At 72.4% G+C, this 18878-nt stretch carries 14 protein-coding genes; 7 read left to right on the top strand and 7 right to left on the bottom strand.

What is annotated here, in order from left to right; genetic code table 11:
* Positions 1–3: 3 nt before the first annotated feature.
* Genes HYQ63_RS28575 through HYQ63_RS28565 form a run of 3 tightly spaced genes read right to left on the bottom strand, consistent with a single transcriptional unit; the run spans position 4 to position 3859 of the window.
* Positions 4–420 (bottom strand): DUF742 domain-containing protein, encoded by a 417-nt coding sequence (locus HYQ63_RS28575; RefSeq protein WP_179936736.1) that lies wholly within the window; start codon positions 418–420, stop codon positions 4–6.
* The gene (locus HYQ63_RS28570; RefSeq protein WP_123105877.1) at positions 417–902 is read right to left on the bottom strand and encodes a roadblock/LC7 domain-containing protein; all 486 of its coding nucleotides are present in this window, start codon (positions 900–902) and stop codon (positions 417–419) included. Before HYQ63_RS28570 ends, HYQ63_RS28575 begins: the two co-directional genes overlap by 4 nt.
* Positions 899–3859 (bottom strand): nitrate- and nitrite sensing domain-containing protein, encoded by a 2961-nt coding sequence (locus HYQ63_RS28565; RefSeq protein WP_257232221.1) that lies wholly within the window; start codon positions 3857–3859, stop codon positions 899–901. The genes HYQ63_RS28570 and HYQ63_RS28565 overlap by 4 nt, the downstream gene beginning before the upstream one ends.
* A gap of 462 nt (positions 3860–4321) precedes the next feature.
* On the opposite strand from HYQ63_RS28565, the gene HYQ63_RS28560 reads away from it, so the two are divergent.
* Entirely contained in the window at positions 4322–5092 is a 771-nt protein-coding gene (locus tag HYQ63_RS28560; RefSeq protein WP_179936734.1) for a protein phosphatase 2C domain-containing protein, read from the top strand.
* Between the two features lie 372 nt (positions 5093–5464).
* Here the strand turns inward: HYQ63_RS28560 and HYQ63_RS28555 are convergent, their stop codons facing one another.
* Positions 5465–5998 carry a MarR family winged helix-turn-helix transcriptional regulator gene (locus tag HYQ63_RS28555; protein ID WP_373689152.1) on the bottom strand — a complete coding sequence of 178 codons (534 nt, stop codon included), beginning with the start codon at positions 5996–5998 and terminating at the stop codon, positions 5465–5467.
* Between the two features lie 210 nt (positions 5999–6208).
* On the opposite strand from HYQ63_RS28555, the gene HYQ63_RS28550 reads away from it, so the two are divergent.
* Together HYQ63_RS28550 and HYQ63_RS28545 are read left to right on the top strand one after the other, a co-directional pair.
* Entirely contained in the window at positions 6209–7099 is an 891-nt protein-coding gene (locus tag HYQ63_RS28550; RefSeq protein ID WP_179936733.1) for a lysozyme, read from the top strand.
* Positions 7100–7247: 148 nt separating this feature from the next.
* Positions 7248–7826, top strand: coding sequence for a TetR/AcrR family transcriptional regulator (locus HYQ63_RS28545; protein WP_179936732.1), 579 nt, complete (start codon positions 7248–7250; stop codon positions 7824–7826).
* Between the two features lie 83 nt (positions 7827–7909).
* Here HYQ63_RS28545 and HYQ63_RS28540 read toward each other — a convergent pair whose 3' ends face one another.
* The 3 genes from HYQ63_RS28540 to HYQ63_RS28530 form a co-directional block, all read right to left on the bottom strand.
* On the bottom strand, positions 7910–8461 hold the full coding sequence (locus tag HYQ63_RS28540; protein WP_257232220.1) for an NAD(P)H-dependent oxidoreductase: 552 nt from the start codon (positions 8459–8461) through the stop codon (positions 7910–7912).
* Between the two features lie 111 nt (positions 8462–8572).
* Positions 8573–10981, bottom strand: coding sequence for an endopeptidase La (gene lon, locus HYQ63_RS28535; RefSeq protein WP_179936731.1), 2409 nt, complete (start codon positions 10979–10981; stop codon positions 8573–8575).
* A gap of 93 nt (positions 10982–11074) precedes the next feature.
* Positions 11075–11752 carry a rhomboid-like protein gene (locus tag HYQ63_RS28530; protein WP_257232219.1) on the bottom strand — a complete coding sequence of 226 codons (678 nt, stop codon included), beginning with the start codon at positions 11750–11752 and terminating at the stop codon, positions 11075–11077.
* Between the two features lie 203 nt (positions 11753–11955).
* Between HYQ63_RS28530 and HYQ63_RS28525 the strand changes: the two genes are divergently transcribed.
* The 4 genes from HYQ63_RS28525 to HYQ63_RS28510 all read left to right on the top strand — a co-directional run bounded on the left by HYQ63_RS28525 (position 11956) and on the right by HYQ63_RS28510 (position 18839).
* Positions 11956–12690, top strand: coding sequence for a spermidine synthase (locus tag HYQ63_RS28525; protein ID WP_179936729.1), 735 nt, complete (start codon positions 11956–11958; stop codon positions 12688–12690).
* Positions 12691–12829: 139 nt separating this feature from the next.
* The gene (locus tag HYQ63_RS28520; RefSeq protein WP_009715109.1) at positions 12830–13570 is read left to right on the top strand and encodes a response regulator transcription factor; all 741 of its coding nucleotides are present in this window, start codon (positions 12830–12832) and stop codon (positions 13568–13570) included.
* A complete protein-coding gene (locus tag HYQ63_RS28515; protein ID WP_257232218.1) occupies positions 13567–14775 on the top strand; it encodes a cell wall metabolism sensor histidine kinase WalK in 1209 nt (402 codons plus the stop codon). The genes HYQ63_RS28520 and HYQ63_RS28515 overlap by 4 nt, the downstream gene beginning before the upstream one ends.
* A gap of 233 nt (positions 14776–15008) precedes the next feature.
* Positions 15009–18839 (top strand): multifunctional oxoglutarate decarboxylase/oxoglutarate dehydrogenase thiamine pyrophosphate-binding subunit/dihydrolipoyllysine-residue succinyltransferase subunit, encoded by a 3831-nt coding sequence (locus HYQ63_RS28510; RefSeq protein WP_179936728.1) that lies wholly within the window; start codon positions 15009–15011, stop codon positions 18837–18839.
* Positions 18840–18878: the final 39 nt, after the last annotated feature.

Below are 18878 nucleotides of genomic sequence, written 5' to 3'. Positions count from 1 at the left end.
GTCTCAGAGTCTGCGAAGTCCAACGAGCACCCTTTCGAGCAACGCGCGATCCGGCTGTCCCGGGCCCCGCCCGGTGCCGTACACACGGATCTTTCCCTGGTCGGCGAGGTCGCTGAGCAGGACGCGCACCACGCCCAGCGGAATCTTGAGCATCGCGGAGACCTCCGCGACCGAACGCATCCTGCGGCACAGCTCGATGATGGCCCGTATCTCCGGCAGCATCCGCACCCCGGGAGTGCCGCTCGGCACCGGGGCGCCCGGCCCGTCCACGGGCCGGTCCACCGGCCCGTCCGCGGGCTCCAGTGACGCCACGAACGTCTCCACCAGCAGCACGTGTCCCGAGCGGGTGCGGCCGCCGGTGAGCGAGTACGGACGCACCCGGGCCGGTCTGCGCGCGCCCCGGCCGGACCCTGCCGTCACTGCGCCGACTCCAGCGACCTCCGTAGTTCGGAGCGCAGTTCGGGGGTGAGCACATGCCCGGCCCGGCCCACGAACAGCGCCATGTGGTACGCGACGACGGCCATGTCGCAGTCCGGGGTGGCGTGCACCCCGAGCAGCGAACCGTCGCTGATCGCCATGACGAAGAGACTGCCCTCGTCCATCGCCACCACCGTCTGCTTGACGCTGCCGCCGTCCATCAGCTTCGCCGCGCCGAGCGTCAGACTGCCCAGCCCCGACACGATCGTCGCGAGGTCCGCGGTGGAGCCCTTCGGGCCGTCCTGGGTGGTCGGGCCCGCTGGTGCGGCGGTGTGCCGCGCGTCGGAGGACAGCAGCATCAGCCCGTCGGACGAGACGACGGCCACCGAGCGGACCCCCGGCACCTCCTCGACCAGGCTGGACAGCAGCCAGTGCAGATTACGGGCCTCGGAACTCAACCCGTAGGTACTACTGGGCGCATTCACCCGCGTGCCTCCTCAACCGTGCCGCCCCCGTCCTGCGCCCCCGTTTGCGCCGTGCCCTGCTGCCCGGCCGTGCCCTGCTCTCCGGCCGTACCGCGCCGTCCGGCCGTGCCCTGCTCTCCGGCCGTGTCACGTGCGGCGATCTCGGCCTCCGCGTCCCGTCGGCCGTCCCGCGCACCGCGCTGAAACCCGCCCAGCCTACGCCGCAATTCCTCCGCGTTCACCGACCCCGTCCGCTCCTGCGGGTCGGGGTCGCGGCGGGCCACGTTCCGCGGTGTCCGCTTGGGAAGTCCCTTGTCGGTGCGGCGCAGTTCGCCGGTCGCCTCCGGGGCGTGGGAGTGCTGGTCGGGGCCGATCGCGTACGGGTCGGCCGGACCGGCCGGATCCGCCGCACCGGCCGGATCCGCCGGGCCCCAGGCGTCCGCACCGGCGGGCCGTACGGCGCGGCTGTCGAACGCCTGCTCGCCGCCGGGCACGGTCAGCTCCATCGTGCGCTCGGCGGCGGGCACGGTGGGCTCGACAGGCTCGGTGGCCCCGGGCGTCTGCGTCCTCGGGGTGCGCTTCGGCAGGACCGGCAGCTCCTCCCCCGTGCCGGGGGCCGGATGCCCGCGCGGCGGCGTCGGCTCCATGCGGTACGGGTCCTCGTCCGCGGCGCCCGCCCAGGCCTCACCGGGGGCCGCCCACGACACCGGCTCGGGGCCCGCGTCCTGCGCGGCGGACGGCTCCTCGGGGGTCGGCTCGGGACGCCGATGACCCGGCACGCCGGTGCCGCCGAGCGGCACGGTCGCCGCGTCATCGGGCAGGTCCGCCTCGGCGTCGCCCGGCTCCTCCGCACCGGCCGCGGCACCGACGGAGGCGGGCGCAGCGCCGGAGACGGGCGCCCCCGGACGGTCCTGGGACGGGAGGGCGTTGCCGTTGGCCTCGGCGGCGGCGCCCGGGAAGGCGGGCAGGCCGGTGCCGCCGAGCGCGCCGGTCGCGGCGGCGGGCGGGGCGGGCGGGAGCCCGGCGCCGGGCGGGCCCGCCGGGAGGATCTTGGTGGGCAGGACGACGACGGCGGCGATCCCGCCCGGCTGCTGCTCGCGCAGCGACACCCGTACGCCGTGCCGTGCGGCGAGCCGGGTCACCACGTACAGGCCGAGCCCCAGCGGATCGTCCGGCTGCGGGCCCTGGCAGTACTCGGGGACCTTGTCGGCGAGCCGTTCGTTCAGCTCGGCGAGGCGCTCGGGCGTCATGCCGATGCCCTCGTCCTGGACGGAGAGCATGACCTCGCCGCTCTCCAGCAGCCAGCCGGACACCTGCACCGCCGCGTCCGGCGGCGAGAACGCCGTGGCGTTCTCCAGCAGTTCGGCGATCAGATGGCTGACGCTGTCCGCGGCGAACCCGGCGACCTGGGCGTGCGGCGGCAGCGACTGGAGGTGCACCCGGTCGTACCGCTCGACCTCGCTGATCGAGGCGCGCAGCACGTCCAGCAGCGGCACCGGGCCGGGGTGGTTCGCCTGGTGCTCCGAGCCCGCGACGATCAGCAGGTTCTCGCCGTAGCGGCGCATGCCGGTGGCGAGGTGGTCGAGCTGGAAGAGCGTTTCGAGCCGGTCGGGGTCCTGCTCCTGCTCCTCCATGGACTCGATGATCGCCAGTTGGCGTTCGATCAGGCCGAGGCTGCGCAGCGCCAGGTTGACGAAGCTGCTGTGGACCCGGGCGCGCAGCCCCTCCAGCCGGGTGGCGACCGCGTCCCGTTCGGCGCGCAGCTCGGCCGCCTCGTCGGCCAGCCGCTGCCGCTCGCCGGCCAGCCGGGTGCGGTCGTCGTCGAGCCGGGTCAGGCGCTCGTGGTGGCGCAGCGCGGCCTGGTGGAGCTCGTTGACGGCCCGTACGGCGTCGGCGAACTCGTCGTCGCGGCCCTTGAAGGCGATCGGCTCCTCGGCGGCCGGGTCGGCGGCGACCCGGCGGGCGCCGAGCCGCAGCGCGGCCAGCGGGCGGGTCATCGAGCGGGCGCTGTGGATGCTGGTGCCGAGGGCGAGCAGCAGACAGGCACCGGCCAGGGCGATGCTCACTTCGAGGGCGGTGACGTCGTCGTCGCGCAGCTGCCCGAGCCGGGTGACCTCGGCGGAGGCGAGCGCGGACTCGGCCCCGCGCATCCGGTCGATGCGGGCGGTCAGGGCGGTTTCGAGGCGGCTCTTGTCGACGAACAGGTCCTGGCCGGAGAGCCGGGGCTGATCGGTGAGCCGGTCGAGGTAGCGCTCGGCGGTGGTGACCTCGGTGCCGTTGACGGTGCGGCCGTAGGCGTCGCGCGCGGAGGCCGGGGCGAGCTGCTGGAAGTCGGCGAGCGCGGACTGCTCCCGCACCTCGGTGCGCTGGGCGGCCGCGGTCAGCCGGGACCGGCCGCCGCGGTCGGCGAGCGCGGCGAGCAGCAGCCCGCGGGTGGCGGACGCCTGCTCCACGGCGCGGCCGAGCGGGGCGAGCGCGGGGGCCGGGCCGGTGTCGGCGTCGGCCGGGAGCTTGCGGGCGAGGGTGTCGGCGACCCGGTTCAGCGCCTGAACGGCCTCGGTGTACGCGTCGAAGACGTCGAGGGACGAGCCCTTGCCGGTCAGGGCCTGCTGACGGATCTCGGGGAGGGTGTCCAGCAGCGCGCCGAGGGCGGCCGGGACCTGTCCGCGCACCTCCTCGACCTGCCGGTCGACGCGGGCGCGCTGGTCCTCGGAGACGCCGCCCCCGGCGGAGGTGGTGCGGCCCGCGGCGACGAACGCCGTCATCGCGTCGCGCTCGTCGGCGAGGGAGTGCGCGAGGGCCACCGTGCCGCGGTTGGTCACGGCGAGGTCGACCAGTTTCTGGGCCTCGGTGGCGTCATCGAGGGCGCCGAGGACGGCGGGGGCACCGGCGGCGAGGACGGCGACGGAGACGAGGGCGACGGACGCGGTCAGCCGGTTGCGGACGCGCGCGGTGCGCCCCCGCGGCGGCTGGGGCATCGGAGCCTTGGGAACGGACCCGGCCGCCGGAGGGGTCCCTTCGGCAGACCCCTGCTCGTGCTGATCGCGGGGCTCACTGATGTGCTCGCGCTTGGTGCCCCGAAGCCGCTTCTTCCGCACCGGTGCTCACCATCTTTTCTCGCCCGACCGCTGTGGTTCCAGACCGCTGTGGTTCAGAGGTGACGACGGATCAACTCTTGTGATTCCCCACCTCTGGTGGGGATTCCGACCCTTGCAGGGACGGCTTCGGGGCGGATACGCATCACCCACCCGACCCACCCGAACGAGTGAACCGCATTGCGTAGTTGAGCACCAACTTTCGTCACGGACCATACCCGGCGGGCGAATTTCCCGGGCTGGAAAACGCTTGTCCGTCCTGGCAGGATGCGCATCCCCCTGCCCTTCTTCGCCGGGCGCGCCCCGGAACGGGGGCTACCGGTGGCCGTCCGGCAGACTGACGGCATGCGCATCGAACTCGCGACCGCCCCCGGCGATCCGCGGCGCCCCAACGAGGACTACGCGTCCGTGGCCCTGCCCGCGTCGGGACACGGCGGCGCGCTCGTGGTGCTGGACGGGGTGACCCCGCCCGAGGGCGACGCCGGATGCGCCCACGGCGTGCCCTGGTACACCACCCGGCTCGGCGGCGCGCTGCTGGAACTGACCGGTTCACGGCGGGAGGCGTCGCTCGCCGACTGCCTCGCGTACGCGATCGCGCGCACCGCCGAGGCACATAGTTCAACTTGTGACCTTTCTCACCCCCTCACCCCTCAGGCGACCGTGGTCGCGGCGCGCTGGGACGCGGACCGGATCGAGTACCTGGTGCTTTCCGACTCCGTCCTGCTCATCGAGCGGACCGGGGGCGCAGTGACGGCCGTGCTCGACGACCGCATCGACCGGCTGCGCGCCGAGGGGCGGCGGGTGGGCCCGCTGCGCAACGTCGAGGGCGGCTTCTTCACCGCGGCGGCCGATCCGGCGGTGGCCGCCAAGGCGGTCACCGGCAGCCTGCCGCGCACGGAGGTACGGACGCTGGCGGCCCTCACCGACGGGGCGTCGCGCTGGGTCGAGGTGTTCCGCGAGGGCGACTGGGCCGCCTGCCTCGGGCTGCTGCGCAAGGAGGGCCCGCAGGCGCTGATCGACCGGGTGCGGGCGGCGGAGCAGGCCGACCCGGACCGGGCGGCCTTCCCGCGGGGCAAGGCCCACGACGACGCGGCGGCCGTCCTCGTCGAGCCGTAGGGGGCGTCTTGCCGGTCACGCCGGGCCCCCGATGCCTGGCACGGCACCTCGCGGCGCCGCGCTCGCGCGACGGCCCGCCCGCCGGTCCCGCGGACGACCGCACTCGCGGCGCCCGGCCCGTCGGCCTGGGCGCCGCACCCATGAGGGGCAGCCCCGCCGAGCCGCGGCGACCGTTATCGCGGCGGCCGTCCCACCGCGTCGCGGGCGTCCGCCCGCGACGGGCCCGAGCGGCCTCGCTCGGGGCGACGGCCCGCCCTCGCCGGGCCGTCAGCGGGCGCCGGGTGCCGCCTTCTTCAGGGGGCGGGTACCGCAGTCGCCACACCCACGTCGCCGGATCGGCGCGGCTCGCCGATCCTGACGTACATGAGCGCCCTACTGGTCCCGCTCCGCGCGGGCCGCCTGCCCGGGCTCGTCGGCTTCCTGCGTACTGTTCAACCGGTGCAGCAGCCGCGCGAGTTCGGCGACCTCGCTGCGCTCCCAGGCGGCGAGCCGGCGGGCGTACCGTGCGCGCCGGGCGCCCCGGACCCGTCGGAAGCGGGCCCGGCCCTCGTCCGTCAGCTGCACCAGGAAGGCCCGGCCGTCCGCCGGGTCGGGCGCCCGGGTCACCAGCCCGAGCCCCTCCAACGCGCGCAGCTGACGGCTCATCGTCGCCTTGCCCACACCGATGTAGGCCGCGAGGTCCGTCGCACGCTGCTCCCCCGCGTCCTCCAGGCGCATGAGCAGCCCGTACGCGGCGGATTCCAGGTCGGGGTGGACCTCGCGGGCCAATTCGCCCGAGGAGGCGCGGGCGCGGCGGAGGAAGACCGCCAATTCGCGCTCCAGCGCCAGGAACGCATGGTCCACACCAATTCCGCCCACGGTGCCGCCCTCACCCTCCTCGGGGGGCGTTGCCCCGTTGTTGTGCACGTCAGAGCCCTCTCCGGGTTTTCACATCGTGAAAGTTTCTTGCACGCACGGCTGTTACCGCAGCTCCATCAGTATTTCGCAGGATTAGACCAACGGCAGCCCGCTCCGACCCTTCCCCGTCGCTATCTACGCCCGTAGCGTCACTTATGACATGGCCATACCAACCGCATGTCTTCCCCGCTCCCCCCACCGAGGCTTCGGAGGCACGCCATGCCCGTCCAGAGACCCGGCCCGACCCGGCGCACCCCCGGCGCGCTGATCGGCCTGCTCGCCGCCCTCCTTTCCGCCCTCCTCACCGCGTCCTTCGCGCTGTCCGGCCCCGCGTTCGCCGATGACGCCCCGACCGACGCACCGACCGCGGACGGCGGCACGAAGGCCATCCCGCACCCCGAGGACGACTGGGCGGGTTCACAGATACTCAAACACGAGGGCGGCTCCACGACCGGCGAACCGCCGTCACCGGCCGATCCCCTCGCCACCGTCGAAGGCGTGGACGTCAGCAGCCACCAGGGCAACGTCGCCTGGTCGACCCTCTGGAGCAGCGGGGTCAAGTTCGCCTACGTGAAGGCGACCGAGGGCACCAGCTACACCAACCCGTACTTCGCCCAGCAGTACAACGGCTCGTACGACGTGGGCATGATCCGCGGCGCGTACCACTTCGCACTGCCGGACAACTCCTCCGGCGCCGCCCAGGCCAACTACTTCGTCGACCACGGCGGCGGCTGGAGCAAGGACGGCAAGACGCTGCCGGGCGCGCTGGACATGGAGTACAACCCCTACGGCGCCACCTGTTACGGCAAGAGCGCCAGCGCGATGGTCAGCTGGATCAAGGACTTCACCAGCACCTACAAGTCGCGCACCGGCCGCGACCCGGTGATCTACACCTCCACCAGCTGGTGGAAGAGCTGCACCGGCAACTCCAGCGCCTTCGGCGGCGTCAACCCGCTGTGGATCCCGCGCTACGGCTCTTCCGTCGGTGAGCTTCCGGCGGGCTGGGGCTTCCACACCATCTGGCAGTACACCTCCTCCGGCCCGACGGTCGGCGACCACAACCTGTTCAACGGCGCGATCGACCGGCTGAAGGCGCTCGCCAACGGCTGAGGTCACCTCTGAGTCCGAGACGCGCCGGACCAACCCCCCACACCCACGGCGCTCCTCGCCCTCCAGTGCACGGACAGGTCTGTCTGTACGCTGGAGGGCATCGGCCGTTCCCCCCGGCCGCCCCGGCCCCACCCCGAGGAGCGTCACCATGAGCAGCGCCCGGCCCTCCGCCCGGACACGGATCCTGCGCACCGCCATGGAGCTGTTCAGCGCGCACGGCGTGCGGGGCGTCGGAGTGGACCGGATCATCGCCGAGTCGGGCGTGGCCAAGGCGACGCTGTACGCCCACTTCCGCTGCAAGGACGACCTCGTCCTGGCCTATCTGCGGCAGTCGGACACCCACTGGCGCGGCGCGCTGACCGAGGCCGCCGAGGCGGCCGGACCCGATCCGCGCGACCAGCTCACCGGCCTCTTCGACGCGCTGGGCGCGGCGACCCTGCGGGACGGCTTCCGCGGCTGCGCGTTCGTGCGGACCGCGGGCGAGACGGAGCCGGGCAGCGAAGCGCACGCGGCGACCGCCGAGCACAAGCGCGCCGTACGGGCCTGGCTGACCGAGCTGGCCCGGGCGGCCGGGGCCGCCGACCCCGCGCAGCTCGCCCTGCGGATCTCGCTCCTCATCGACGGCGCGATGGCCGCGGCGGCGCTGGAGCCCCGGCCGGAGTTCGCGGACGCGGCGCGGGAGGCGGCGCGGACGCTGATCGCGGAGGCGTGCCCGGCGCGCGTCTAGCACCCGCGGATACGACGAAGGGCCCGGCCGCGCGCGAGGCGGCCGGGCCCTTCCGTTCGTACGGGCGTTACTCCGTACGGGCGTTACGCGGCGGCGAGCTCCCGCTCGCGCGGCGCCCCGGACGCCAGCAGCGCGCGGTAGTGCTCCTGGTGCGCGGCGAGCGCCGCGCCGTCCAGCCCGTGCGTGCCGTGGACGACGAAGGGCTCCTCGTAGCGCATGCCGGTGATGTTGGCGGTCGCGTCGAAGGGCTTGAGCAGTTCGGCGGCCGTGAAGCGGTTGAACCCCTCGGGCCGGTACATCTCCTCCGAGGCACCCGCCGTGGTGGCGACGAGCAGCGCCTTGCCGCGCAGCGCGGTGCCCTGCGAGCCGTACGCGAAGCCGCGCAGGAACACCTCGTCCAGCCACTTCTTCAGCAGCGGCGGCGCCGAGTACCAGTAGAAGGGGAACTGGAGCACGATCCGGTCGTGCTCCAGCAGCAGCCGCTGCTCGCGCTCGACGTCGATGACCAGGTCCGGGTAGGTGGCGTACAGGTCGTGCAGCGTGACGCCGTCCACCGGACGCGCGGCCTCGGCGAGGGCGGCGTTGACGCGTGAGGCGGCGAGGTCGGGGTGGGCGAGGACGACGAGAGTGCGCACGGCTTTCCTCCGCGAGAAGCAATGACTGAACAGACAGGTCTGTCTGGTTGCCAGCTCAAGCTACCAGACAGACCTGTCTGACTGTCAACGACGGCCTGCGCCGCTGCGCCGCTACGCCGCCACCGGGACCTCCGGGGCACTCGCCGAGGCGGGCTGGAGGGCCAGCTCCAGGACCTGGCGGACGTCCGAGACCGGGTGGACGTCGAGCTTCTCCAGGACCTCGGCGGGCACATCGTCCAGATCCGGCTCGTTCCGCTTGGGGATGATCACGGTGGTCACCCCGGCCCGGTGCGCCGCCAGCAGCTTCTGCTTGACGCCGCCGATCGGCAGCACCCGCCCGGTCAGCGAGACCTCGCCCGTCATCGCCACGTCCGGCCGCACCCGGCGGCCCGAGAGCAGCGAGGCCAGGGCGGTGGTCATGGTGATGCCCGCGCTCGGGCCGTCCTTGGGCACCGCGCCCGCCGGTACGTGGAGGTGGATGCCGCGTTCCTTCAGGTCGGCGACCGGCAGCTCCAGCTCCGCGCCGTGGGAACGCAGGAAGGACAGGGCGATCTGGGCGGACTCCTTCATGACGTCGCCCAGCTGGCCGGTCAGGGCCAGCCCCGCGCCGCCCGTCTCGGCGTCCGCGAGCGACGCCTCCACGTACAGCACGTCGCCGCCCGCGCCCGTGACCGCGAGCCCGGTCGCCACGCCCGGCACGGAGGTGCGGCGCTCGGCCGGGTCCTGCGCCGACTCGGGGGTGTGGTGCGGCCGCCCGATCAGCGGGCGCAGCTCCTCCACGCCGACGCTGAAGGGCAGTTCACGCTCACCCAGCTCGTGCTGGGCCGCCACCTTGCGCAGCAGCCGCGCGATCGAGCGCTCCAGGGTCCGTACGCCCGCCTCGCGGGTGTACTCCCCGGCCAGCTTGCGCAGCGCCTCGTCCGCCACGTCGACCTCGCCCGGCTCCAGACCGGCGCGCTCCAGCTGCCGGGGCAGCAGGTGGTCGCGGGCGATGGTGACCTTCTCGTCCTCGGTGTAGCCGTCCAGGCGCACCAGCTCCATGCGGTCCAGCAGGGCCTCCGGGATGGCCTCCAGGACGTTGGCCGTGGCCAGGAAGACCACGTCGGACAGGTCGAGTTCGACCTCCAGGTAGTGGTCACGGAAGGTGTGGTTCTGCGCCGGGTCCAGGACCTCCAGCAGGGCCGCGGCGGGGTCGCCGCGGAAGTCGGATCCGACCTTGTCGATCTCGTCCAGGAGGACCACCGGGTTCATCGAGCCCGCCTCCTTGATGGCCCGGACGACCCGGCCGGGCAGCGCGCCCACGTACGTACGCCGGTGGCCGCGGATCTCCGCCTCGTCGCGGACGCCGCCGAGCGCGACCCGGACGAACTTCCGCCCCATCGCGCGGGCCACGCTCTCGCCGAGGCTGGTCTTCCCGACGCCGGGCGGGCCGACGAGCGCCAGCACGGCCCCGCCGCGCCGCCCGCCCACGACCCCGAGGCCGCGGTCGGCGCGGCGCTTGCGCACCGCCAGGTACTCGGTGATCCGCTCCTTCACGTCCTTCAGGCCCGCGTGGTCGGCGTCGAGCACCGCCTGGGCGCCCGGGATGTCGTACGCGTCCTCGGTGCGCTCGTTCCACGGCAGCTCCAGGACGGTGTCCAGCCAGGTGCGGATCCAGCTGCCCTCGGGGCTCTGGTCGCTGGCCCGCTCCAGCTTGTCGACCTCCTTCAGCGCCGCCTCGCGCACCTTCTCGGGCAGGTCGGCCGCCTCGACCCGGGCCCGGTAGTCGTCGGACTCGTCCTCCGGATCGCCGTTCAGCTCGGCCAGCTCCTTGCGCACGGCCTCCATCTGCCGCCGCAGCAGGAACTCGCGCTGCTGCTTGTCGACGCCCTCCTGGACGTCCTTGGCGATCGACTCGGCCACGTCCTGCTCGGCCATGTGGTCGCTCAGCCAGGTCACGGCCAGCTTGAGCCGGGCCACCGGGTCGGCGGTCTCCAGCAGCTCCACGCGCTGGGCGACGCTGAGGAACGGCGAGTATCCGGAGTTGTCGGCGAGCTGCGAGACGTCGTCGATCTGCTGCACCCGGTCCACGACCTGCCAGGCGCCGCGCTTGCGCAGCCAGCTGGTGGCCAGCGCCTTGTACTCCTTCATCAGCTCGGTGACGGCACCGGGCAGCGGGTCGGGCACGATCTCCTCGACCGCGGTGCCCTCGATCCACAGCGCGGCCCCGGGCCCGGTGGTCCCGGCCCCGACCCGCACGCGCCGCACCCCGCGGATGAGCGCCCCGGGATCCCCGTCGGACAGCCGGCCCACCTGCTCGACGGTGCCGAGCGTGCCGATGCCCGCGTACGTCCCGTCGATACGCGGCACCAGCAGCACCCGTGGTTTCCCGCCGTCGGACCGGGCGGCGGCCTGCGCGGCCTCCACCGCGGCGCGTACGTCGGTATCGGAAAGGTCCAGTGGCACCACCATGCCGGGCAGGACGACCTCGTCGTCGAGAGGCAGCACGGGCAGGGTGAGCGGTGTGGACAGCGAAGCCATGATCTCCCCTTCGGCAGGCAAGTTGAGCTATGCAGACTCAATGCATGTGAGGCTCCTGGTGTTCCCGAGGCCGTGTTCGCTGTGAGCGATCGCTTACCGAGCGACCCCGCGGACGTAACGCCAGCACGCGACGCCGATCAGCAGGGCGAGGGCGTGGCCCCAGTCGGTGAGCGGGTCGAAGTGCACCAGGCTTCCGGCGATCAGCGCCGCGCCGATCCCGCCGGTCAGCGCCCAGCGCGGGCGGGGCGGCAGCAGCCCGGCGAGGGCTCCGGCGCAGGCGATCAGGCCGTAGCTGACGCCGTAGTCGAGGCGGCGCAGCGAGCTGTCCGGGAGGTGGCCGACGGCGACGGACGCGGCGACCGGGATCTCGGTGAGCAGCGTGGCGAGGACGTGGCCGAGCAGGAACACCCCGGCCGTGCGCAGCCCGCCGACGCGGCGCTCCAGCGCGCCGAGCACGAGGAGGAAGACGACGAGATACGGCGAGGTGATGCCGCCGACCACCCACAGCGCACTGGCCAGCAGGGTCAGCAGCGGCCGCTGGGACAGGTTGGACACATCGGTGCTGGAGACGGTGAGCAGGTCGTGGACGGTGCGGGGGTCGCCGAGGCGGGCGTAGAGGCCGGTGCCGAGGAGGATCAGGGAGTAGGAGAGGGAGAACGGCGTCCCGGTGGGGGTGGGCAGCACGTTCCGGAGCCGGGTCCACCCGGGTGTGCGGGGGCGGCGGGCCGGGACGGAGGGCACACCGGGCCGTTCCGCCGATGCCGTCACCACGGGCCCCCTTCCCTCGTCGCGCGCGTACGCGGCGTATATCCACGCAGAACGCTCAACAACCACCGATCCGTGAGTCATCTCACCGGTCCCGCCATGTGAGGGCAGCCACATATGCGCCCCATCTATCGGTTGGACCGGCGGGTCGCCGCGGCGCGAGGATGAGACCGTCAGCTCACCCGAGGAAGCCCGGGAGGACCCGCCCCATGCAGTCGCCGTACGACATCGCCGACGACCGGCCGGTCACCGTCGACCGCCGGGAGGGCCCGTACGGCGAGGTGGTGCTGCGGCGGCGAGGAGAGGGCGGCGGGGACGGCGGCCGCGGCGACGGTGCCGTCTTCGAGATCATCGCCAATGGGTGCTTCCTCATGGACACCTCCGACGGCCGCTCCGAGCGCCTGCTCATCCGCGCCGCGCTCGGCGCGCTGCCGGACGGGCGCCCCTCCCCCGCGCTGCTCATCGGCGGCCTCGGCGTCGGGTTTTCGCTGGTCGAGGCGGTGTCCGAGCCGCGGTGGGGGCGGATCGCGGTGGTCGAGCGGGAGGCGGCGGTGATCGACTGGCATCGGGACGGGCCGCTGGCGGCGGTGTCCGGCGAGGCGCTGGCCGACCCGCGCGCGGAGATCGTCCACGCCGAGCTGGTCGCCCATCTGAGCGAGGCCGGAGAGGGCGCGGAGCCCTACGACGCGCTGTGTCTGGACATCGACAACGGACCCGACTGGACCGTCACCGAGGACAACGGCGGGCTGTACTCCCCCGCCGGGCTCGCCGCCTGCGCGGCCCGTCTCACCCCCGGCGGAGTGCTGGCCGTCTGGTCGGCCCAGCCGTCGCCCGCATTCGAGCAGGCTCTCCGGAATGCCGGGTTCACGGGAGTGCGTACGGAAGAGATCGCCGTTGCCCGGGGTGTTCCCGACGTGGTGCATCTCGGGATTCGAGGCGCGTAGCCGAGCCGCGTAGGCTGCCCTTACGCTTGCTTGCCTACGAAAAGTGGCCGAGCAATGACCAGGCGCGGAGCAGTGGTTTTCGACACACGTGTGACGGTAGGCGGCCGCGGATTCACGGGAACGACGCAGGGGCGGGCGTATGGAGCAAATGCACAACGGCCACAACGGGGGCGCCACGACCACCCCGGGCGCACAACGCCGGATCCTCGTCGTCGAGGATGACCCGACCATAGTGGACGCCATCGCGGCCCGCTTGCGGGCCGAAGGATTTCAGGTACAGACGGCCGCGGACGGTCCGGCGGCCGTGGACACGGCCGAGGCGTGGCAGCCCGATCTGCTCGTCCTCGACGTGATGCTGCCGGGCTTCGACGGCCTGGAGGTCTGCCGCCGGGTGCAGGCGCGGCGGCCGGTGCCGGTCCTGATGCTGACCGCGCGGGACGACGAGACCGACATGCTGGTGGGTCTCGGGGTCGGCGCCGACGACTACATGACCAAGCCGTTCTCGATGCGCGAGGTGGCGGCCCGGGTGCACGTGCTGCTGCGCCGGGTCGAACGGGCGGCGCTGGCCGCGAACACCCCGCGCAGCGGGATTCTGCGGCTGGGCGAGCTGGAGATCGACCACGCCCAGCGCCGGGTGCGGGTGCGCGGCTCGGACGTCCATCTGACGCCGACCGAGTTCGACCTGCTGGTCTGCCTGGCGAACAGCCCGCGCGCGGTGCTCTCGCGGGAGCAGCTGCTGGCCGAGGTGTGGGACTGGGCGGACGCCTCCGGCACCAGGACCGTGGACAGCCACATCAAGGCGCTGCGCCGGAAGATCGGCGCGGAACGGATCCGTACGGTGCACGGCGTCGGCTACGCCCTGGAGACGCCCGCGGCATGAGGAAGCCTCCCGGGACTCCGTGGGCTCTGGGCCGGCACGTCCGGCGGGTCCGGAGCCTGCCCAGGAGCGAGCGGATCCGCAGCACGTGGAGCCGGATCTGGAAGGCGCTGCGGCCGTTCGACCCGTACCGCTCGGTCAAGGCGGCGCTGGGCGCGCTGGTCATCGGGTCGGTCATCATCACGACGCTGCTGGTGTTCGCGGCCATGCACTCGGACACCGAGCTGCGCGTGATCACGGTCTTCTCGATCATTGCCTCGCTGCTGATCACCCAGTTCGTGGCGCACGGGCTGACCGCCCCGCTGGACGAGATGACGCTGGTCACCAAGGCGATGGCGCACGGCGACTACACCCAGCGGGTGCGGGCGGCCCAGCGCCGGGACGAGTTCGGCGACCTGGCCAGTTCGTTCAATCGGATGGCCGCCGACCTGGAGGCGGTGGACACCCACCGCAAGGAGCTGGTCGCCAACGTCTCGCACGAGCTGCGCACGCCGATCGCGGCGCTGCGCGCGGTGCTGGAGAACGTCGTGGACGGGGTTTCGGAGGCGGACCCGGAGACGATGCGGGTCGCGCTGCGCCAGACCGAGCGGCTGGGGCGGCTGGTCGAGCAGCTGCTGGATCTGTCGCGGCTGGACAACGGGGTGGTGCCGCTGCACGCGCGCACCTTCGAGGTCTGGCCGTATCTGGCCGGAATCCTCAAGGAGGCCAGCATGGCCAAGGGCGCCGACGCGGGCTCGGGCAAGCACACCCGTAAGGACGTCCACCTCGACCTCGACGTCTCGCCGCCGGAGCTGACCGCGTACGCGGACGCCGAGCGGCTGCACCAGGTCATGGCCAACCTGATCGACAACGCGATGAAGCACAGCCCGGCGCACGGCCGGGTCAGCGTGCGGGCGCGGTGCGGTGAGGAGCCGGGGAGCCTGGAGCTGGAGGTGCAGGACGAGGGCCCGGGCATCCCGGAGGCGGAGCGGCACCGGGTGTTCGAACGCTTCAACCGGGGCAGCCTCTCGCCGAACCCGGCGGGCCCGGCGTCCGGCGCCCGTCCGCGGCCCGGTCAGGGCAGCGACGGGGGGACCGGTCTGGGGCTGGCCATCGCGCGCTGGGCGGTCGATCTGCACGGCGGACGCATCGGGGTGGCTGAATCCCCTCGGGGCTGCCGAATCAAAGTCACCCTTCCGGGGGACGTCCAGAGATCAAAATTGACGTAAAGTCGGTGTTGGAAGCGCACATCTGAGCGGTGTGGGTGCACTTTTGCGTTCCCACATGCTGGACGGTTACAGCGGAACCACGTGTGTTTCCCGCCACGCCATGCGCTGAAACCCGCCGATGAGTGTGACATAGACGACGATGACCAGTGCGGCCTGCACGTAAGGGGTCAAGAGGCGTAGCCTTTATTCCCGCTGTCCACCACCTTGTGAAGCGGAAGAGGGCGGTTACCGCCGTGTCGCCACAGTCCCCCAACACCTCGAGCGTCTCGACCGACGAGCAGGACGGGCAGGGAAGTAGCCCTGCCGCTGCCTTCGGCCCCAATGAGTGGCTCGTCGACGAGATCTACCAGCAGTACCTCCAGGACCCGAACTCGGTCGACCGAGCCTGGTGGGACTTCTTCGCCGACTACAAGCCGGGCCAGGACACCGGTTCCGCGGTGGCCGCGCCACCACAGGGAGTGACCGGAGGCGCTGCCCCGGCACCCGCCGCGAAGGCCCCGGCCCCGGCCAAGCCCGCGGACGCGGCCCCGGCCGCCAAGCCCGCGGACGCCAAGCCCGCCGCCGCTGCCCCGGCGCCCGCGAAGCCCGCCGCGGCCCCCGCGGCGAAGGCTCCGGCCCCGGCCAAGCCCGCGCCGGCCAAGCCGACCCCCGCCGAGCCCACGGCCGCCGCCAAGCCGGCGAAGGCCGAGCCGGCCGCCGGTCCCGAGCTGGTCACGCTGCGCGGCCCGTCCGCCGCCGTCGCGAAGAACATGAACGCGTCGCTGGAGCTGCCGACGGCCACCTCGGTCCGCGCGGTCCCGGTCAAGCTGCTGTTCGACCAGCGCATCGTCATCAACAACCACCTCAAGCGCGCCCGCGGCGGCAAGGTGTCCTTCACGCACCTCATCGGCTACGCCATGGTGCAGGCGCTGAAGGCGATGCCCTCGATGAACTACTCGTTCACCGAGAAGGACGGCAAGCCGACCCTGGTCAAGCCGGAGCACATCAACCTCGGCCTCGCCATCGACCTGGTCAAGCCCAACGGCGACCGCCAGCTCGTCGTCGCGGCGATCAAGAAGGCCGAGACGCTGAACTTCTTCGAGTTCTGGCAGGCCTACGAGGACATCGTCCGCCGCGCCCGCGCGAACAAGCTGACGATGGAGGACTTCACCGGCGTCACCGCCTCCCTCACCAACCCCGGCGGCATCGGCACCGTGCACTCCGTGCCGCGGCTGATGCCCGGTCAGGGCCTGATCGTGGGCGTCGGCGCGATGGAGTACCCGGCCGAGTTCCAGGGCACCTCCCAGGACACCCTGAACAAGCTGGGCGTCTCCAAGGTCATGACGCTGACCAGCACCTATGACCACCGGGTGATCCAGGGCGCCGCCTCCGGCGAGTTCCTGCGGATCATGAACCAGCTGCTGCTCGGCGAGAACGACTTCTACGACGAGATCTTCAAGGCGCTGCGCATCCCCTACGAGCCGGTCCGCTGGCTCAAGGACATCGACGTCAGCCACGACGACGACGTCACCAAGGCGGCCCGGGTCTTCGACCTGATCCACGCCTACCGGGTCCGCGGCCACGTCATGGCCGACACCGACCCGCTGGAGTACCGCCAGCGCAAGCACCCCGACCTCGACATCATCGAGCACGGGCTCACCCTGTGGGACCTGGAGCGCGAGTTCGCGGTCGGCGGCTTCGCGGGCAAGTCCATGATGAAGCTGCGCGACATCCTGGGCGTGCTGCGCGACTCGTACTGCCGCACCACCGGCATCGAGTTCATGCACATCCAGGACCCGAAGCAGCGCAAGTGGATCCAGGACCGCGTCGAGCGCAGCCACGACAAGCCGGAGCGCGAGGAGCAGCTGCGCATCCTGCGGCGGCTCAACGCGGCCGAGGCGTTCGAGACCTTCCTCCAGACGAAGTACGTCGGCCAGAAGCGGTTCTCCCTGGAGGGCGGCGAGTCCGTCATCCCGCTGCTGGACGCGGTGCTGGACGCGGCCGCCGAGTCGCGCCTGGACGAGGTCGTCATCGGCATGGCCCACCGCGGCCGCCTCAACGTCCTCGCCAACATCGTCGGCAAGTCGTACGCGCAGATCTTCCGCGAGTTCGAGGGCAACCTCGACCCGAAGTCGATGCACGGCTCCGGCGACGTCAAGTACCACCTGGGCGCCGAGGGCACCTTCACCGGCCTCGACGGCGAGCAGATCCAGGTCTCGCTGACCGCCAACCCCTCCCACCTGGAGGCGGTGGACCCGGTCCTGGAGGGCGTCGCCCGCGCCAAGCAGGACATCATCGGCAAGGCCGGCACGGACTTCACCGTCCTGCCCGTCGCCCTCCACGGCGACGCCGCCTTCGCCGGTCAGGGCGTGGTCGCCGAGACGCTGAACATGTCGCAGCTGCGCGGCTACCGCACCGGCGGCACCGTGCACATCGTCATCAACAACCAGGTCGGCTTCACCGCCGCCCCGGCCGCGTCCCGCTCCTCGATGTACGCCACCGACGTGGCGCGCATGATCGAGGCGCCGATCTTCCACGTCAACGGCGACGACCCCGAGGCCGTCGTCCGCGTCGCCCGGCTGGCCTTCGAGTTCCGCCAGGCGTTCAACAAGGACGTGGTCATCGACCTCATCTGCTACCGCCGCCGCGGCCACAACGAGACCGACAACCCCGGTTTCACCCAGCCGCTGATGTACGACCTGATCGACAAGAAGCGCTCGGTGCGCAAGCTCTACACCGAGTCCCTGATCGGGCGCGGCGACATCACCCTGGAAGAGGCCGAGCAGGCGCTCCAGGACTTCCAGGGCCAGCTGGAGAAGGTCTTCACCGAGGTCCGCGACGCGGTCTCGGCCCCGGCCCAGCCCGAGGTCTCCGAGCCGCAGCCGGAGTTCCCGGTCGCGGTGAACACGGCGGTCTCCCAGGAGGTCGTCAAGCGGATCGCCGAGTCCCAGGTCAACGTCCCCGACCGGATCACCGTCCACCCGCGGCTGCTCCCGCAGCTCCAGCGGCGCGCGTCGATGATCGAGGACGACACGATCGACTGGGGCATGGGCGAGACCCTCGCCATCGGCTCGCTGCTCATGGAGGGCACCCCGGTCCGGCTCGCCGGACAGGACTCCCGCCGCGGCACCTTCGGCCAGCGCCACGCGGTGCTCGTCGACCGCGAGACCGGCGACGACTTCACCCCGCTGCTCTACCTCTCCGACGACCAGGCCCGCTACAACGTCTACGACTCGCTGCTCAGCGAGTACGCGGCGATGGGCTTCGAGTACGGCTACTCGCTGGCCCGCCCGGAGTCGCTGGTCATGTGGGAGGCGCAGTTCGGCGACTTCGTCAACGGCGCGCAGACCATCGTCGACGAGTTCATCTCGTCCGCCGAGCAGAAGTGGAGCCAGACCTCCGGCGTCACGCTGCTGCTGCCGCACGGCTACGAGGGCCAGGGGCCGGACCACTCCTCCGCCCGCATCGAGCGCTTCCTCCAGCTGTGCGCGCAGAACAACATGACGGTCGCCATGCCGACGCTGCCGTCGAACTACTTCCACCTGCTGCGCTGGCAGGTCCACAACCCGCACCACAAGCCGCTGGTCGTCTTCACCCCGAAGTCGATGCTGCGACTGAAGGCCGCGGCCTCGAAGACCGAGGAGTTCACCTCCGGCGCCTTCCGCCCCGTCATCGGCGACGAGACGGTGGACCCGGCGGGCGTCCGCAAGGTGATCTTCTGCTCCGGCAAGGTCTACTACGACCTGGAGGCGGAGCGCGAGAAGCGCGGTGCGAAGGACACGGCCATCATCCGGCTGGAGCGGCTCTACCCGCTGCCGGGCGCCGAGGTCCAGGCCGAGATCGCCAAGTACTCGGGCGTCGAGAAGTTCGTCTGGGCGCAGGAGGAACCGGCCAACCAGGGCGGCTGGCCGTTCATGGCCCTCAACCTGATCGACCACCTGGAGCTGTCGGTCGGCGCCGACGTCCCGGCGGCCGAGCGGCTGGTCCGCGTGTCGCGTCCGCACTCGTCCTCGCCCGCGGTGGGGTCGAACAAGCGGCACCAGACGGAGCAGCAGGCGCTGGTGAGCGAGGCCTTCGAGATCTGAGGTCCTGCCAGCCCGGTCTGATCCGGAAGGCCCGGCCCC

It is taken from the genome of Streptomyces sp. Rer75 (assembly GCF_013414305.1).
GTDB classification, from domain to species: domain Bacteria; phylum Actinomycetota; class Actinomycetes; order Streptomycetales; family Streptomycetaceae; genus Streptomyces; species Streptomyces himastatinicus.
The sequence above is the reverse complement of the archived record's forward strand: the minus strand, read 5'-3'. Positions and strand labels throughout refer to the sequence as shown.

Bases quoted from the DNA above. Each gene is read 5' to 3' on its own strand.
- HYQ63_RS28520 (WP_009715109.1), top strand. From the start codon at position 12,830: ATGGAGCAAATGCACAACGGCCACAACGGGGGCGCCACGACCACCCCG.
- HYQ63_RS28550 (WP_179936733.1), top strand. From the start codon at position 6,209: ATGCCCGTCCAGAGACCCGGCCCGACCCGGCGCACCCCCGGCGCGCTG.
- HYQ63_RS28545 (WP_179936732.1), top strand. From the start codon at position 7,248: ATGAGCAGCGCCCGGCCCTCCGCCCGGACACGGATCCTGCGCACCGCC.
- HYQ63_RS28565 (WP_257232221.1), bottom strand. From the start codon at position 3,859: ATGCCCCAGCCGCCGCGGGGGCGCACCGCGCGCGTCCGCAACCGGCTG.
- HYQ63_RS28515 (WP_257232218.1), top strand. From the start codon at position 13,567: ATGAGGAAGCCTCCCGGGACTCCGTGGGCTCTGGGCCGGCACGTCCGG.
- HYQ63_RS28560 (WP_179936734.1), top strand. From the start codon at position 4,322: ATGCGCATCGAACTCGCGACCGCCCCCGGCGATCCGCGGCGCCCCAAC.
- lon (WP_179936731.1), bottom strand. From the start codon at position 10,981: ATGGCTTCGCTGTCCACACCGCTCACCCTGCCCGTGCTGCCTCTCGAC.
- HYQ63_RS28525 (WP_179936729.1), top strand. From the start codon at position 11,956: ATGCAGTCGCCGTACGACATCGCCGACGACCGGCCGGTCACCGTCGAC.